This is a genomic window from Virgibacillus dokdonensis (assembly GCF_900166595.1).
Classification (GTDB): domain Bacteria; phylum Bacillota; class Bacilli; order Bacillales; family Amphibacillaceae; genus Virgibacillus; species Virgibacillus dokdonensis.
Window position 1 is genome coordinate 2,134,872 of the sequence record NZ_LT745763.1, and the last position, 17,240, is coordinate 2,152,111.

A 17,240-nucleotide genomic window follows, 5' to 3' on the forward strand; every position below is an offset into this window, starting at 1 on the left:
GAGCCCTCCTTAAAATTTATTCATCTGTATAAATTTTATCATTTTCTAAAATATTGGAATCCTCATCCAAACCGAATTCAACATTGCCTTCAATCCATTTTCTTCGTGGTTCTACTTTATCCCCCATCAATGTTGTTACTCTACGTTCAGCACGTGCTAAATCATCAATAGTAACACGAATTAACGTTCGGGATTCAGGGTTCATGGTTGTCTCCCAAAGTTGATCTGCATTCATTTCTCCTAAACCTTTATAGCGTTGTAATGAATAGCCATTTTTAAATTCTTGAGCGACTCGTTTCATTTCTTGTTCATCCCACGCATAGGCTACTTGTCTCTTTTTTCCTTTCCCTTTAGCAATTTGATATAAAGGGGGAAGTGCAATATAGACTTTTCCAGCTTCTACAAGCGGGCGCATATAGCGGTAAAAAAATGTGAGCAATAAAACTTGAATATGTGCTCCATCCGTGTCTGCGTCAGTCATGATAATAACTTTATCATATTGAACATCCTCTAAATCGAAGTCACCGCCTACACCAGCACCAATTGTATGGATAATCGTTGAGATTTCTTCATTCTTAAAAACATCTTCCAGTTTAGCTTTTTCTGTATTAATTACTTTCCCCCGTAATGGAAGTACTGCTTGAAACTTGCGGTCTCTTCCTTGCTTGGCAGAGCCTCCTGCTGAATCTCCCTCTACAAGGTATAATTCATTTCGTTTTGCATTTTTTGATTGAGCAGGAGTAAGCTTTCCGCTAAGCAGGGTTTCTCTCTTTTTTCGCTTTTTTCCTGTTCTTGCTTCTTCCCTTGCTTTTCGAGCTGCCTCTCTCGCTTCCTTTGCTTTTATCGCTTTTTTAATCAGCAAATTGGCGATATCTGGGTTTTCTTCAAGGAAAAAAGTCAATTTTCCAGAAACAACGGCATCTACTACAGATCTTGCTTCAGGAGTACCTAATTTCCCTTTCGTCTGACCTTCAAATTGTAATTTATCTTCAGGCACACGTACCGAGACGATGGATGTAAATCCTTCACGTATATCTGTACCTTCTAAATTTTTATCTTTTTCTTTTAACAGTTCTGTCCGCTTTGCATAATCGTTAAACGTTCTTGTAATTGCCGTTCGAGCCCCAGATTCATGCGTCCCACCATCTTTCGTACGAACATGATTAACAAACGAAAGCATACTCTCTGCAAAGCCATCATTAAACTGAAACGCAAAATCAACCTCAATACCTTGTTGTTCACCTTCAAAAGCTACAACCGGATGAAGTGTATCCTTTTCCTCATTTAAATAATTTACAAACGCTTTTAAGCCATCTGGAAATTGGTATTTCTCTACTTGATGATATCTTACATCATGTAATTCAATAGTTAGACCTTTTAATAAAAAGGCTGCTTCTCGTAATCGCTCTGATAGTGTCTCAAAATCATAAACTGTAGAAGTAAAAATAGTAGGGTCAGGTTTAAAATGAATGGTCGAACCAGTTAACTTCGTCGTTCCTTTTTTCTCCAACGTTCCAACACGTTTACCTCCATTTTCAAATCGCTGAAAATATTTATGCCCATCTCGATGAATCGTTACTTCAAGCCATTCTGACAAAGCATTTACTACTGAAGCACCAACTCCATGTAAACCCCCACTGGTTTTATAACCGCCTTGCCCGAATTTACCTCCTGCATGTAAAATCGTAAAAATAACTTCAGGAGTTGGTTTTCCTGAACGATGCATGCCTGTAGGTATTCCTCGTCCATAATCTGTTACGGAAATGCTATTATCCTTATGTATCATTACTTTAATGACATCGCCAAATCCAGCCAAGGCCTCATCTACCGCATTATCTACTATTTCAAATACAAGATGATGCAATCCTCGAAGATCTGTACTTCCAATATACATTCCAGGTCGTTTTCGTACAGCCTCAAGGCCTTCTAGCACTTGAATCGAGTCATCACTATATGAATTAGCTTGTTTTGTCACGCCGTACCTGCTCCTTTCATTTCTGTATGTACTATATTAGAACGAACGTTTGCATATGTAAAGAAGAAAGAAGTTACTTCGCTGGTAAATAGTCTTTTCATACTATATTATAAATAGCACACTTCTATTGTAATTAGAGAAAAGAGTTAGAAATAACATTTCAATTTGAACATATCTATAAATTTATTACTCCATAATAAAAGTTGGGAAAACTACTCTTATTTTAATGTAACGGTTAATTCGTTGCTATGAAGCATTCATGATTTTAACTGCCTTCCATCTTCCTATTTTAAGCCCCGTTACTTATTATACTATAGAGACAAGTTGCTCATATTGCAAGAATGACTCTCATTTAAACATGCTAAATCGCTGTCCCTTTCAATCATTGACGAGGTTTTTGTCCCACTCGTTAATATAAAATTAAGTATATATTAAAATGCTATGGAGAGAGATTATTCCCCTTATTCTTCCTTCGCTTATAAGTTGTACGATCATCTTTAGAGAACAAAGTCTTTTTGCCCTTAGTAAAAAAAGACTTTACACAAACAAAAGGATGACATGTTGTTGTCACCCTTTTATTCTACCTATTATTTCACCAACACAGCATGGACTACTTTAATACATAAGTCCATAATAACAGTAAAGCCATGACGCTTTAAGTAATGATATGCTTCTTCATTAACAATACCTTGTTGAGCCCAAAAAACCCTACAACTTGTTTTTACAGCTTGTTCTGCAATTTCAGGTAAAAATTCTGGTTTGCGAAACACATTAATAATATCTATTGAATCAGGTACTTCTGACAACGACGTATAGGCTTTTTCCCCAAGAACTTCCTCTACAGTGGGGTTTACAGGAATGATTTTATACCCTTCTTGTTGCATAATCTTAGCAATTTGGTAAGATGTTCGTTCTGGATTATTGGATAATCCAACAACGGCAATTGTTTTAGCGGTAGCTAGAATCTGCTTCAGTTCTTCATTTGTTGGGTTTTCCCAAGTCATATAATGACCTCCTTCATTTTATCCCAAAAATAAGTTGCTATAAGATTCCTGCTGAGACGAGAAATGAAGAGGTAACAGCACCTAAATGGTCTTCTTTGTAAGCATTCTTTAAGTCACACCTTAGTGATGCAGACAATTAGGCGAGAGGCTTCCCGTTATTGTAATAATCCCTGATCTGTTAAAAAATCTTTAGCAACTTTTTCAGGTGACTGATCTTCATAGTCCACTAGATAATTCATTTCCCTCATTTGTTGATCCGTTATTTTACCTCCAAGCTGATTTAAAACTTGCTCTAGTCCAGGTTGTTTTTCTAAAGTATCGTTACGTAAAAGAGGTGCACCTTGATAAGGAGGAAATAAATTTTTCGTATCTTCTAAAGCAACTAAACCAAGCTCTTCCATGTAACTATCTGTTGCATATGCATCAATGAGATCAACTTCACCCGATGTTAATGCTTCCTGTCGCAAACCAGGATCCATTGTGTTAACATCTGCAATGTCCAGCTCATAAACATCCTGCATTCCAACATATCCATCGTATCTGTCCTTAAATTCCAATGTAAATCCTGCAATCAACTGTTCTTCTACTTGTTTAATGTCTTCCATTGTTTGCAAGTTATATTGATCAGCTATTTCTTTTGTCGTTGCAACGGTGTACGTATTATTATAATCCATCGGCTGTAAATATGCCATATCAAATGCCTCTTCCATTCCATCTTTGGCTTGTTGATACACTTCTAGTTCATTTTGGCTAGTTGTCTCTTCCTCTAAATGAGTAACAATGGCTGTTCCTGTAAATTCAGGATAAACATCAATACTTCCTTGTTCCAATGCCTCAAACACAAATGCTGTTTTTCCAAGATTTGGCTTTAGGGTAACGTTTAAATCCATTCCCTCTTCTATTAAGAGCTTGTACATATTCATTAAAATAGTGGGCTCAGCCCCTAATTTCCCACCGATCACGATGTCTTCCTTTTCTTCCGTTTCGATAACGAATGGAGCGATAACAATACATATAGCAAGTAGTAACATAACTAACAGCGTTTTAATGCCTGCTTTCTTAGAAACTCGTTCAAACCACCGTAAAATGACATCGAGTGCAATTGCAAGTAAAGCGGCAGGTATAGCTCCTAATAAAATTAAATTAACATCAGCTCCACGGTCTAAGCCTAATAGAATAATTTCTCCTAAACCGCCAGCTCCAATTAAAGCGGCTAATGTAGTTGTTCCAACAATTAAAACCATAGATGTCCGAACTCCTGCCATTAATACTGGCATCGCAATAGGTAGTTCAACTTTTATTAACCGCTTATAAGAATTCATCCCCATGCCAGTTGCTGCTTCAATATAAGCTTGCTCTACTTCTTTAATCCCAGTATAACTATTTCGTAAAATTGGCAGTAAACCGTAAGCAGTTAAAGCGATAACAGCTGGTAGCGTTCCAATACCGAAAAAAGGAATTAAAAATGCTAACACCGCTAAACTTGGAATAGTCTGTAAAATAGCTGTAAGACCTATGACCGGTTCAGCTATTTTAGGAAATCTTGTTAACAAGAGCCCTAAAGGAACGGCAATTAAAATAGCAATAATTAAAGAAATAAGTGATATTTGCAAATGCTCCCAAATAGTTTCAGCAAGCATTCCTTGTCGGTTTTGAAATGCGTTTATAAACTCATTCATCTTCTGATCCCCCTGCAAACAGGGACTGATCTTTTAAATACGCAACCATATCTCTAAATTGAAACACTCCAACAAGTTTATTTTCTTTTACTATTGGGAAGAAATCTTGGTCTACTTCTTCTGTCATATGGACCACCTCTGATAAAGGAAGATTATGTTGTAGTTGTATGCCTTCCATCGTCCTACCTTGTTTCACCATACCAACATAATTATTATTTTCATCCTCTATTATATATAGTAGGTTAGGATCATATTCTCCTTGTTTCAAAGCAGTTCGGCTTAATATATGTTTTCTTGCAGAAGAAGCAATTGTTTCCACAGGTGTCTCCCAAGGTGACTGACTTTTACCAGTGAATTCTTTTACAAATGTAGTTTTCGGGTGACGTACGAGATTGTCTGGTGTATCAAACTGTACAATTTCCCCTTCATTCATTAAACAAACACGATCCCCTAATGCCATTGCTTCTTTTATATCATGGGTAACAAACAAAATGGTTTTTTTCACTTCTTGTTGTAATCTTTGGATATCTGTTTGCAATTGCTGCCTACTGATCGGATCTAAGGCACTAAATGGCTCATCCATCAATATAATATCCGGATCACCTGCCAAAGCACGAATAACTCCAATACGCTGTTGCTGACCACCAGAAAGTTCGACTGGCAGTTTTTTCTTATACATGGATGGATCAAGACCGACCATCTCTAATAGTTCCTTAGATCGATTTCGAATTCGTCGTCGATCCCATTTTTTTAATTCAGGAACAACTGCGATATTTTCTTCTATGGTCATATGAGGAAATAAAGCTATTTCTTGTAGTACGTAACCAATATTCCACCGTAACTGGTCAATTGGAAATGCCCTAATATTTTCTCCTTTTATGTAAATGTCACCTGAAGTTGGTTCCATTAGTCGATTAACCATTTTAATTGTTGTTGTTTTACCACAACCACTTGGGCCAATTAAAGTAATAAATTCTCCTTTTTCGACTTGAAAAGAAATATCTTTTACAGCTTCTGTTCCATCTGGATATGTTTTGTAAACTTGGTTAAATTCAATCATAAAACAAGCCTCCATATATATAATAACTGTGATCTACGTTCAGTTAGAAGGGTTCCTCTTTCTTAGCTGGATTTTTCGTTTAGCTAGTTATAACCTGTCTAGTTGTCTACTGGTTATAATTATTGTAGTATGAATGCTGTCATCTTTTAAAGCGAGCCTCAAACACAAACAATACCATATAGCAGTATACAATCATATGATTGTTTAAATAAAAATTTCAATGCTTATGTAATACCCCTTATACAAAACGAAGAAACCTAGTATATGAATTAACTGTTCTTAATTTCTAAACTTCATGCTAAAATAAAGAACAGCACTAATAAATTTTGCAAGTTTGCATGGTATTCATCATAACCACTATAATATACTTCGTTGTAATAATTGTAGTGCGGTAAAATCTTCAATTTATTTAGTAGTCCAAGGATATGTCCTAAGGGCTCTAAACGAACATGGAATTTAGGTGCTGTTATCTCCACTCATACTTGTTTAGCCGTATCTTCTGAGTTTTGAAGTTGGGAGTCTTGCAGCACCCTATATCTGGAATAATTAACATCATATACGGAAAGTAGGGGAAATAAAATATGGAATTTATTCTGTTTGCTTTTATAGCCTATTTACTTGGTTCAATCCCTTCAGCGCTTATTGTTGGTAAGGTTGGATATAACAAAGATGTACGGCAGCATGGAAGCGGAAATTTAGGGGCAACTAACACCTTTCGTGTATTAGGTATAAAAGCTGGAATCATTGTAACTTTAGCTGACATTTTAAAAGGGACTGCAGCAACACTCATCCCCCTAATATTTGACGCTGATGTACACAGACTTATTATTGGACTGTTCGCCGTTATTGGTCACACATACCCGATTTTTGCTAAAATGAAAGGTGGAAAAGCGGTTGCAACGTCTGCAGGAATCATTTTAGGTATTAATCCACTATTATTTTTATTGATGATATCAACTTTCATTATTAGCTTGTATATTTCTAAATATGTGTCGCTTTCCTCCATTATTACTGGAGTCATAACAGTTATTCTTTCTTTTGTTTTTCAAAATACAGGATTAATTATCGTTACGTCACTATTAACTATTTTCGTGATATATAGACATCGGGAAAATTTAAAGCGAATAAAGAACAAAACAGAGCCAAAAATTACGTGGATGTAGCTACATAACATGATTATCTAATGCACTATACTTTGTTACAATTCATAACGAGAAAACTATAGCTAGAACTTGAAAAAATAACGTTTCTTTGTAGTTACTTTGAAAAATGCATTTTATTTTGTTTAAAAGACTTTAGCATGTCATTACTGTTTATGCAAAAGTTATCGTTTTTTGTCATAGAGTATTTTTGTGAAACTTTTCAAAATAGATGGTGCCCTTGCTTTATTGAGACATAAAGGAGGGCATTTACTTACTTTTAATTAAACTTGTTGCAGCAAAAAAACTCTTAATAAGAAATAGAACCTAAAAATTGATTATCATTACGTCGTAACGTATACTTTAACAATATAGAGAAAGGGGGCAATATGATGAAACATCAAGCAAAGGCTTTTCCAGTAAAACAATTACCTTCTAAAGAAAAGCGCCATCAACTATTTGGTTCTGTAAAACCTGCCCCAAAAACAAAACCTGTTGATAAAATGCATATGGCGGATTTACAGAATACAAAAAAAGATTTTTTATTTGATCTAGATGCGGTTGGGGTTACAAAGGTAAAACACCCTATTTTGATATATAGTTTCATGCCACCGTACACACAAACAAGTGTCGCAGAATTCACATTCACTTCCAGCTTAAAACAAACGAACAAAGGCACAAACATGAGTCGCTTTATTGAACAACTAGCAAGTTACCAAAAAAATGGGTTCTCTACGGACCTAGAATTATTAAAGAAGTTCACAAAAGATATGGCCAAAAGAGTTGAACAACAAGATGCAACAATAGAAGTAAGCTTCCCTTGGTTTTTTGAAAGACAAGCCCCTGACACAAGTCTTATTGGCTTAAATCACGCTAATGCTAGTATTAAAATGGAATACCATGAAACAAAAGGATTCCATATTCAATTATCTTTAGGTGTATCCATTACTACACTATGCCCTTGCTCTAAAGAAATAAGTGAATATAGCGCTCATAATCAGCGTGGTAATGTTACAATGGAAATAAGAGTTAGTGATGATTATCAAGAAGAAGATCTTGATTGGAAAAAAGTCTTGCTTGAAGCAGCAGAAAGTAACGCAAGCGCTCGATTACATCCTATCTTAAAACGAACGGATGAAAAATTTGTTACAGAACAAGCATATGAAAATCCGCGTTTTGTCGAAGATATGGTTCGTTTAATAGCTGCTGATTTATATGAAACGCCATTTATTGAAAAGTTTAAAGTAACTTGCCAAAATGAAGAATCTATTCATATGCACGATGCGATTGCTGAAATCACTTATGATAAGACCAAGGGTATTTGAGATAAAGAAGGGTTATTATGAAGTATATCTTTATCGGTTTGATAAAATTTTACCGTACTGCTATCAGTCCTTTTAAACCGCCGAGTTGCCGATTTTTCCCTACTTGCTCTGAATATGGACTCGAAGCCTACAAACGATTTGGTGTTGTTAAAGGTACCTATCTAACAGTAAAGCGAATTAGCAAATGTCACCCTTTTCATCCAGGTGGCATTGATCTGGTACCTGAAAAGAACAAGAAATGAAAAGGAGCTGTCACCATGGATATACAGATAAGTAAAGAAGCAGCGAAATGGTATAAGCATGAGTTAGATTTAGAAAACAATGACAATTACATTCGCTTTTTTGTCAGATATGGAGGATTTGGAGGTAATATTCCAGGTTTTTCACTAGGTGTAAGTAAGGATGCACCTGAGGAGGTACATGCTGCTAAAGAAATAGACAACATTACTTTTTATGTCGAAGAAAAAGATGCATGGTACTTTGAAGATAATGATTTAAAAATTAAGTTTAGCAGAAAAAAACAAGAACCAGAAATTTCTTATGAAAAAAGAGCTTAGATTATAAGCTCTTTTTTCATACTTTAAAGGAAAACAGAAAGTACACTTATTTCCAATTTTTTAACATGTGAGTGTTGAAGACTTTCTATGCAATTGTAGCTGTTTTAAGAACTATAGTAATTGGAATCGTTCTATTTGGTCCCACTCGTCTTCTTTTTCCAATATGTATTTTTGCTTTTCTCCAAATAAATCAAAGTGCGGAAAATCAGCCTTTTGATCAATCCACTCTGGCTGTAAATTGTACTTCTTTCCCCAAGCAATTAATTTTTGTATATCTTTGCAACCTGCTTTCGTTACTGTTGTACATTTGGGAAAACGATGATCCAACCAAAAATGGGTTAAAAAAGCAATTTCTCCTGCCCTTACTTTTTGCTTCCAATACTTTAATTCTTGACGACTAATGCCGAATGCCACTTTCTTTTTCTCCTTTTAATTGACTTTTATATGCTTGATGCCAGGTTGGAAAGGTCTTCTTCAGCGATAGCGGACGAAACGTGTGCTTATTCACAATAACATGTTCCGTTGTCCCACTAACAGCAACTTTCTCTTGCCCATTCAATATATAATAACCGTAGACTGTACGTATGCCATTATAAGATTCTAGCCACGTTTCAACAGTTACTTGTTCCCCGTAACGAATTGGGTGTTTAAATTGAATGTTTGCGTTAGTGACAGGCGAAACGATTTGATGTGCTTCCATTTCTGTATATTTTAACCCTAATGATTCAATAAATTTCGTTCTTCCAATTTCAAACCACACTAAATAATTAGCATGATATACAACTCCCATCTGATCTGTTTCTTGATAACGTACTGCGATTGGTGTTTTTATACTTGACAATGAAGGATTCCTCCTATTAAAAACTATTTCTTTATATAGCTTAACATATTTTCAAGAATCCTTCTTCTAGCAAGTTTTAACGTATGTAACAAAGCTTAATATCAAGGACACTCGTTTAGAATCAATCTACTTAGTATTCTATAAAGTGAATTTGCCACCTTCCATTCTTCACGCATTATCTCATAGGATAAGTGTATTAGCTGAAGATACCATTTAAACTTGTTATCTTAAAGTGGGAGCCTTACAACGTCTTACATTCGAGGTATTCCCCCCAAATACAACAATTTGTACTTGGGAGGGGAAGAAAGTAACATTAATTTTGGTCTTTATATTCATCTTTAATTTCTTGGCGCATACCTTCAATCGCTTGTTCTCTTCGCTTATTCTTTTCTTGAATAGCTTCTTTCTCCTTACCAGAAGAATATTGCATGGTCTCATGTGATTTTTCAATATTTTGTATCGTATCTTGGACCATATCTTGCAGTTTTTCTACATTGTCACTTCGATCATCAGGTTTAGGACGATATTGATCTGACATATCTCTGCCCCCTTTTCTATTTAATATTTCCGTTCGTTTATAGTTTGCCTAGTTAAAATAGATCTATACCATTCTTCCATTTATTTTAAAAAAAGTCACGTAACCATTTAAAAAGTGGTTACGTGACTTTTTATGCATTCTTTTGTTGAATATGCTTATGTTTTGCTTCTATTTTTTCTTCGATTTTTTCCATCAAACGTTGATCTTCTAAGATAGATTGGCGATTTTTCTGCAACAAATCATTAAATGTTCGGTTTTTTTTAAGAGAAATGGGGATCTCCTCCTTTTTAAAACAGGTTACCCATTTCAGAATCATTGTATACACCGAATTACTATTTTTATTACAGCAATATATAGACGGGAATAAACATATGAAGTACAGGCAATTTCCCCCTGTACTTGGGCCTACATATCTGCTACCGTTTTTTTCATAAATTGATAATCCATTGGTCCTGGATGTATTTTGGCAATCTTTCCTTCCTGATCAATAAAATAAGTGGTTGGTACAGCTACAACCTTATAGGCACTTCTAACTTCCGCTTTTTCATCTAGAGGAATTGGGTATGTATAGTCATATTTCTCAATATAAGCCGCGACATCTTCCTTTTTGCTTTCACTCTTTGTTAAATTGATAGCTACTACCTCTACTTCATCTTTAAAATGATCATAAAACTCTTGCATGGCGGGCATTTCCTTACGACAAGGAGGACACCATGTTGCCCAAAAATTTAGTATTACCTTTTTCCCTTGTAATTCTGAGAGTTGTAATTTCTTTTCACCCAATGTATTTAGTGAAAAATCTGGAGCAGTCTCGCCGACGTCAAGTGGATTTTTGACCGAAGAAATCATTCCACCTTCTGTATCTCCAGTTACGTTGTATGCATTTTCTTTTGTTGTTTCCGATTCTTTCTTTTGCTGTACGTAATTAAATAACACACCGCCAGCTAAGGCAATAATGATTGAAATTCCTACTATCCTCTTTAACATAAAAATTTCCCCTTGTCCTTTTTCATATTCATTATCTATCACCGGCTATATGTATCGTTTACCAATAACTATTATTTAATAAAAATCTTAAATAATTGTATAGTCAACTAAAACCCATTTTAACATCTTTAGAATATAAAGACACGTGATATTTTTATACTACAGGAAAAACGAGAAATATTATGAACGAATCAACTAAAGATAAAGAAATCATGCCACAAAAACAGATGATGATATCGTAGGGCGATTCGTGAAGTCACTTAGTTGCTGGGCGATGGAGCCCGACATGGCTGTTCAGTTATTTCCTTATCTACTAGCACCTCACTTTATAATTTTATATGAAAAAACAACTCTTTTTACACTTATCTAATTCATTTATTTTAGACAGTATTTTAAGAAACTAAACATTTTAAAGCAAAAGTTTTTTCATGATAGATGGTGGCTCGCACTCTTGGCGAGCCATGGTTGTTTCTTACCTTATTAAAAAAGATCTCTGCCAATAAATAGGCAGAGATCTCAATCTCCTCTTGTTCTTTGTTAAATAACGCTTAGCTTGCTACGTAACACCATTTGCAAAATACCACCGTGTCTATAATAATCAATTTCTACATCACTGTCAAAGCGAGCAATAGCTTCAAATTCTACTTGTTTACCAGATTCATCAACTGCTGTTACTTTAACCAAATCATGAGGTTTTACGCTTTCATCTACTGCCACATGATAGGTTTCCTTTCCAGTTAAGCCAAATTTATCAGCGTTTTCTCCTTGCTTAAATTGTAAAGGAAGAACTCCCATCATAACCAAGTTTGACCGATGGATGCGCTCAAAGCTTTCAGCAATAACTGTTTTGATTCCTAATAAATTTGTTCCTTTTGCAGCCCAATCTCTAGAAGAGCCCATTCCATAGTCTTTACCTGCAATCACCATAAGACCAGTATCTTCTTCTTGATACTTCATGGCAGCATCATAGATTGGCACAACTTCTTCTGTTGGCCAGTATGTTGTAAATCCACCTTCTGTTCCTGGTGCAATTAAGTTACGGATTCGAATATTTGCAAAGGTACCACGCATCATCACTTCATGATTTCCACGACGTGAACCATATGAGTTGAAATTACGAGGTGACACACCTTTATCCTGCAAATATTTTCCTGCCGGCATATCTTTTGCAATTGCTCCAGCTGGTGAAATATGATCTGTTGTAACAGAATCACCAAACTTCCCAACAACTCGCAAATTCTGTAAAGGCTCTACAGTACCTGGTTCTTTCGATAACCCTTCAAAAAATGGAGGATTTTGAATATACGTAGACTCACTATCCCACTCAAACAGTGGTTCATCTGTAGTATCAATTTGATTCCAACGCTCATTGGAACTAAATACATCTTCGTACTCTTTGCGGAAAATTTCTGGTTGGACAACTGCTTCTACTTGTTTTTTAATATCTTCCATAGAAGGCCAAATGTCACTCATGTATACTGGATTTCCGTCTTTATCTGTTCCTAATGCATCTTTTTTCAAATCAATATCAACTGTACCTGCAAGTGCATAAGCAACAACCAATGGTGGTGAAGCTAAATAGTTAGCTTTTACCAACGGATGGATACGTCCTTCGAAGTTACGGTTTCCAGATAACACAGAAGCTACGGTCAAATCGTTTTCAATAATTGCTTGTTCGATTTCTTCACGTAGAGGCCCTGAGTTACCAATACAAGTAGTACAACCATACCCAACTAAGTTAAAACCTAGTTTATCCAAGTATGGAGTTAGACCTGCATCTTCCAAATACCGTGTAACTACTTTTGATCCAGGTGCAAGCGAAGTTTTTACATACTCCGGAACTTCTAAACCTTTTTCCACAGCATTTTTCGCAAGCAACCCTGCCCCTAACATTACATAAGGATTTGACGTATTCGTGCAAGATGTAATTGCTGCAATTGCAAGCGCACCTGTTTTCATTACAGAAGATTTTCCATTAGGGTGTTCGACAACAGCTTTTTTATCAAATTCAGATTTATCTAATCCAAAACCTTGATTTCCAGCTGGTGCTGTTATTGCTTTATTAAACTCTTTTTTCATATTAGATAAAGAAATGAGATCTTGCGGACGTTTCGGCCCGGATAGATTTGGTTCTAATTTGGATAAATTAATTTCTACAATTTCTGTATAATTTGGATCTTCTTGATCTGGTGAATACCAGAGGTTATTTAATTTACAGTATTTTTCTACAAGATCAATCTGTTCTTGAGTCCTACCTGTTAATTTTAAATAGTTTAATGATTCTTCATCAACTGGGAAGAACCCGCAAGTAGCACCATATTCTGGCGCCATGTTTGAGATCGTTGCTCGGTCAGCTAATGGCATATCTTTTAGACCTGGACCAAAATATTCTACAAATTTACCTACCACATTTTTTTCACGTAACACTTGTGTAACTTTTAATGCTAAATCAGTCGCTGTAGTGCCATTTGGAAAACTACCTGTAAATTTCACACCAATTACATCAGGTGCAGGAAAGTACGAAGGTTGCCCAAGCATACCTGCTTCTGCTTCAATACCTCCCACGCCCCATCCTAATACTCCTAGACCATTTATCATCGTAGTATGTGAATCAGTACCTACTAATGTATCAGGAAACGCCTCATATTCGCCATTTTCATTTTCTATACCATGAACGACATTAGCTATATATTCCAAGTTCACTTGGTGAACAATCCCGGTTGCAGGTGGAACTGCACGGTAATTATTAAATGCTTTTTGTGCCCAGTTTAAAAATTCATAACGCTCTGCATTTCGTTCAAATTCCAATTCCATATTAGCTTTTAGTGCATTTGCAGTACCATATTGATCTACTTGTACAGAGTGATCAATAACTAAGTCTACAGGTACTTCAGGATTGATTTCTCCAGGCTCTCCTCCCATATCTACCATAGCCTTTCTTAGTGAAGCAAGATCGACTACGGCTGGGACACCAGTGAAGTCTTGCAAAATAACACGGGATGGTTTGAAAGGCACATCTACTCCTACGCCCTCTTTTGTCCCCCATTTTGCTAATCTTTCTACATGTTCGTCTTTAATTTGATGCCCATCATGTTGACGAATTAAAGATTCTAACAGCACACGTATTGAAAAAGGTAATCGTGCTACTTTTCCAAAACCAGCTTCTTCTAAAGCTTTTAGTTCATAATAATTGTACGTTTTGTCATTGAGTTTAAATTGCTTTTTTGCATTTAATGTATTGCTCTTCCCCATGTGTGTACCCCTTCCTTCTTCATGCTCGCCGTATCAAAATACAGCGTTTGTTATTACATCTACAATATAAAACCTTTCACTGTCTCTATCTTATAAGAAAAACCAACTTAAAACAAACCATTCAACCCTCTTAAGCTTATAGTAAAAAATTATGCATATCGATAAGAAAAACTTATATAAAATAATATTATTCCAATCACTTGTTTATACGATCACTTCTATGCTTTCAATTTTTATACTCTGACTTATTTAAAATCATGCTGGTATTGGGAAAATAATCCTGAATGTGCTACCAATCTGTTCATTTGCTTTTACCTCTAAAAACGCTTGATGTCTTTCTAAAATTTGTTTTGTAATCATAAGTCCCAGTCCTGTACCACTTTGTTTTGTAGTGAAAAAAGGCTCACCTAATTTATGTATTATTTCTTGCGGTATTCCAGGTCCTTCATCAATAATGCACACATCTACATGAGAGTCGGAAGAACTAGTTACGATTCGAATACTTCCTCCCTGTTCCATAGCCTCAATAGCATTTTTAATTAAGTTAATTAATACTTGTTTAATCTGTGAACGATCACAGTAAATTTTATCTTTTTCTGAGCCACCGTATTCAATAAAGATTCCTTTCATTTTTGCTTGAGGCCCAAGCAATACAATTACATCACGAATCATTGAATCAATTGATTCTAATTTCTTCGTTTCAGTTAATGGCTTAGAAATAAATAACAACTCTGAGGTGATCGTTTCCATTTTCTCTATTTCTTCTATCATAATATTGTAATATTCTTCTTTCCGTACACCCGCTTGCAGTAACTGCAAGAAACCTTTTAAAGATGTTAGAGGGTTACGAATCTCGTGAGCAACACCTGCAGCTAATTGACCAGCTACAGACATTTTCTCTGATTGAATCATTATTTCTTCTACTTCTTTCTTATCTCGCTTATCTGCTATAATGGAAAGATAGTAAGTTCTGCCTGTATCTTTTTCTTTCATTTTAGTCAGTGTACAAGATGACCAAATGGCTTCTCCAGCACTATTTAAAACATTCAGTTGATAAAAACGCTTTAGCGCTGGAGAACGGTCACAATTTTCTTTAATATAGTCAATATCTTCTGTAGATACAAATGTATACCATGGTTTTCCGATTAATTGGGATGGATGATAGCCAAGAATACGCTCGACAGATTTGGAAGTATAGACAAACAAACCGTCCTCATTCAAAACGGAAATAATATCATGGCAATTTTCTTCTATCCAAGTGAGCATAGATGTCGATAGAGACGACAATTGAGGATTATCCCTTTGCATCTGTTCCAGTTCAGCTAAATGAATAGTTTCATCGGTATTTCCTATCTCTTTTTCGTACCTCATCATATTTCCCCCTTCTTTTGCAAATATCAACAATTCCTTTCTGTTACATAATTATATGACTTCAATTTTAATAGTATGACGCTTGTTTCCATATATTTTTCAGCTTATAATGAAATTGACCGTGTATTTAAACATCCAATTATTAGTAATATTACTATAAGTGAATGAAAAAATAAATTAAATAGTTAAATATTTTGTCAAATTCTTGCGAAATTTTGGAAAAAAGAAGGGGAGGAGGAGTATGATGTCGGTTTTTGTTGATTACTTAATTATTTTTTGGGGTTTTTTTATGATTGCAATTATGGCTATTGGCGGTTACTTCATGTTTCGTAAATTTCTTAAACGATTGCCAAAGGAAGATGGAAAATCGACAATGGACTGGGAAACTTATTTTGTAAATAAAACAAAACATATGTGGGATGATGAAGAAAAGCAACTTTTAGAAGAGTTGGTTTCTCCTGTTCCTGAACTATTCCGTGATGTTGCAAGACATAAGATTATCGGGAAAGTTGGAGAAGTTGCCTTAGCAAAAAGCAGACAAAAAATTACACAAGATGTATTAATTGAAGGGTATATAATTGCTACCCCCAAACGTGATCATAAATTTTTACGAAAAAAATTAGCTGAAAAACAAATTGATACTGCACCTTATGAACATTTCTTTCAACAATCCAATAATGATTACAATTCGGATTGGAAGAAAAAACATCAATTATAACCATATAAATTTATCTTAATGGTTTTGAAATAAATCTATCATAATACTATCCATAAATCTCTTATAATGGAAAAAACCGACTTATCCTTCAATAAAGAGGAAGATCGGTTTTTTACACTGGAAAATATAGAATTTCAGGGTTTATAGTATAAGAAAAACTAGAGCTATCGTCATAAGGCTTTGGCAATAGCCAAGTCTTTCTAAAATTTATTTGAAATTAAATTAGTTAAGTGAAAATAACGGCTATAGTGATCTGTGATTAAAAATTATTTAATTTAGTTTTTAATTCCTTAGCCAACTGTAAATATTTATAAAGCATCGCTATGCGCCAAGTAAAAATCATCCCAAAAGCTAATAGGAAAAACATACCACTAGTTTCACCAAGAGATATATGACTTCCTATAGCAAGCTTAACAACAATACGGAATAACAATAGACTAAATAGTATAAAAGCAAATGCTTTAGACGGAATTAAATAAATCGCTTGATTCCGAATTTGAAACTTGGATGTCTTAATTAAAAAGAAGGAGCATAATACACCTACACTAAAAGCTTCTAAAACTTGATACCAACTAATTTGAAACATAGGAAACAAAAACATTAGCGCTCCAGTACTCATAAAAAGTGGTGGTAGAATGATTTTCTTAACAGAAGCCGGCCTTTTTGCTGCTTTTAATCGAAGAAAAATCATAGAAGTTGCCATTATAGCTGCCCCAACTGTACTTGCAATAAACCAAAACATGTGCAATTCACTTTCTCCCATCATAACCTAAATAATTTACTTGTTTACGTGT

18 protein-coding genes are annotated in these 17,240 nt (G+C 35.1%); 5 read left to right on the forward strand and 13 right to left on the reverse strand.

The window, feature by feature from the left end; genetic code table 11:
- Window positions 1-16 precede the first annotated feature (16 nt).
- The 5 genes from parE to B2C77_RS21430 all read right to left on the reverse strand — a co-directional run bounded on the left by parE (window position 17) and on the right by B2C77_RS21430 (window position 6,194).
- Complete coding sequence (gene parE / locus B2C77_RS11580; RefSeq protein ID WP_077703799.1) at window positions 17-1,975, reverse strand: DNA topoisomerase IV subunit B; 1,959 nt, start codon at window positions 1,973-1,975, stop codon at window positions 17-19.
- A 587-nt stretch (window positions 1,976-2,562) separates the two neighbouring features.
- Entirely contained in the window at window positions 2,563-2,979 is a 417-nt protein-coding gene (locus tag B2C77_RS11585) for a CoA-binding protein (protein ID WP_077703802.1), read from the reverse strand.
- A 155-nt stretch (window positions 2,980-3,134) separates the two neighbouring features.
- Complete coding sequence (locus B2C77_RS11590) at window positions 3,135-4,658, reverse strand: ABC transporter permease/substrate-binding protein (RefSeq protein WP_077703805.1); 1,524 nt, start codon at window positions 4,656-4,658, stop codon at window positions 3,135-3,137.
- Window positions 4,651-5,718 (reverse strand): ABC transporter ATP-binding protein, encoded by a 1,068-nt coding sequence (locus B2C77_RS11595; protein ID WP_077703807.1) that lies wholly within the window; start codon window positions 5,716-5,718, stop codon window positions 4,651-4,653. Before B2C77_RS11595 ends, B2C77_RS11590 begins: the two co-directional genes overlap by 8 nt.
- Window positions 5,719-6,011: 293 nt before the next feature.
- On the reverse strand, window positions 6,012-6,194 hold the full coding sequence (locus tag B2C77_RS21430) for a hypothetical protein (RefSeq protein WP_141130720.1): 183 nt from the start codon (window positions 6,192-6,194) through the stop codon (window positions 6,012-6,014).
- Window positions 6,195-6,299: 105 nt separating this feature from the next.
- Here B2C77_RS21430 and plsY point away from each other — a divergent pair, with 105 nt between their 5' ends.
- The 4 genes from plsY (at window position 6,300) to B2C77_RS11615 (ending at window position 8,739) form a co-directional block, all read left to right on the forward strand.
- Complete coding sequence (gene plsY, locus B2C77_RS11600; protein ID WP_077703810.1) at window positions 6,300-6,881, forward strand: glycerol-3-phosphate 1-O-acyltransferase PlsY; 582 nt, start codon at window positions 6,300-6,302, stop codon at window positions 6,879-6,881.
- A 365-nt stretch (window positions 6,882-7,246) separates the two neighbouring features.
- Entirely contained in the window at window positions 7,247-8,182 is a 936-nt protein-coding gene (folE2, locus tag B2C77_RS11605) for a GTP cyclohydrolase FolE2 (protein WP_240458800.1), read from the forward strand.
- A gap of 17 nt (window positions 8,183-8,199) precedes the next feature.
- Complete coding sequence (yidD, locus tag B2C77_RS11610; protein WP_073004003.1) at window positions 8,200-8,424, forward strand: membrane protein insertion efficiency factor YidD; 225 nt, start codon at window positions 8,200-8,202, stop codon at window positions 8,422-8,424.
- A gap of 15 nt (window positions 8,425-8,439) precedes the next feature.
- Entirely contained in the window at window positions 8,440-8,739 is a 300-nt protein-coding gene (locus B2C77_RS11615) for a HesB/YadR/YfhF family protein (RefSeq protein ID WP_077703816.1), read from the forward strand.
- A 111-nt stretch (window positions 8,740-8,850) separates the two neighbouring features.
- On the opposite strand, the gene B2C77_RS11620 is transcribed toward B2C77_RS11615, so the two are convergent.
- The 7 genes from B2C77_RS11620 to B2C77_RS11650 all read right to left on the reverse strand — a co-directional run bounded on the left by B2C77_RS11620 (window position 8,851) and on the right by B2C77_RS11650 (window position 15,728).
- A complete protein-coding gene (locus B2C77_RS11620; protein WP_077703819.1) occupies window positions 8,851-9,153 on the reverse strand; it encodes a hypothetical protein in 303 nt (100 codons plus the stop codon).
- Entirely contained in the window at window positions 9,137-9,580 is a 444-nt protein-coding gene (locus B2C77_RS11625) for an acyl-CoA thioesterase (protein WP_077703822.1), read from the reverse strand. The genes B2C77_RS11620 and B2C77_RS11625 overlap by 17 nt, the downstream gene beginning before the upstream one ends.
- A 313-nt stretch (window positions 9,581-9,893) precedes the next feature.
- Window positions 9,894-10,118 (reverse strand): small acid-soluble spore protein Tlp, encoded by a 225-nt coding sequence (gene tlp / locus B2C77_RS11630; RefSeq protein ID WP_077703825.1) that lies wholly within the window; start codon window positions 10,116-10,118, stop codon window positions 9,894-9,896.
- A gap of 130 nt (window positions 10,119-10,248) precedes the next feature.
- Window positions 10,249-10,434, reverse strand: a complete 186-nt coding sequence (locus B2C77_RS22370; protein ID WP_077703828.1) for an FbpB family small basic protein — start codon at window positions 10,432-10,434, stop codon at window positions 10,249-10,251.
- A gap of 89 nt (window positions 10,435-10,523) precedes the next feature.
- Complete coding sequence (locus B2C77_RS11640) at window positions 10,524-11,105, reverse strand: TlpA disulfide reductase family protein (RefSeq protein WP_077703831.1); 582 nt, start codon at window positions 11,103-11,105, stop codon at window positions 10,524-10,526.
- Between the two features lie 537 nt (window positions 11,106-11,642).
- Window positions 11,643-14,357 (reverse strand): aconitate hydratase AcnA, encoded by a 2,715-nt coding sequence (gene acnA / locus B2C77_RS11645; RefSeq protein WP_077703834.1) that lies wholly within the window; start codon window positions 14,355-14,357, stop codon window positions 11,643-11,645.
- 255 nt (window positions 14,358-14,612) lie between these two features.
- Window positions 14,613-15,728 carry an ATP-binding protein gene (locus tag B2C77_RS11650; protein WP_077703837.1) on the reverse strand — a complete coding sequence of 372 codons (1,116 nt, stop codon included), beginning with the start codon at window positions 15,726-15,728 and terminating at the stop codon, window positions 14,613-14,615.
- 241 nt (window positions 15,729-15,969) lie between these two features.
- Here B2C77_RS11650 and B2C77_RS11655 point away from each other — a divergent pair, with 241 nt between their 5' ends.
- The gene (locus B2C77_RS11655) at window positions 15,970-16,446 is read left to right on the forward strand and encodes a DUF2621 family protein (protein ID WP_077703840.1); all 477 of its coding nucleotides are present in this window, start codon (window positions 15,970-15,972) and stop codon (window positions 16,444-16,446) included.
- 259 nt (window positions 16,447-16,705) lie between these two features.
- Here the strand turns inward: B2C77_RS11655 and B2C77_RS11660 are convergent, their stop codons facing one another.
- The gene (locus tag B2C77_RS11660; RefSeq protein WP_077706896.1) at window positions 16,706-17,188 is read right to left on the reverse strand and encodes a CcdC family protein; all 483 of its coding nucleotides are present in this window, start codon (window positions 17,186-17,188) and stop codon (window positions 16,706-16,708) included.
- Window positions 17,189-17,240 lie beyond the last annotated feature (52 nt).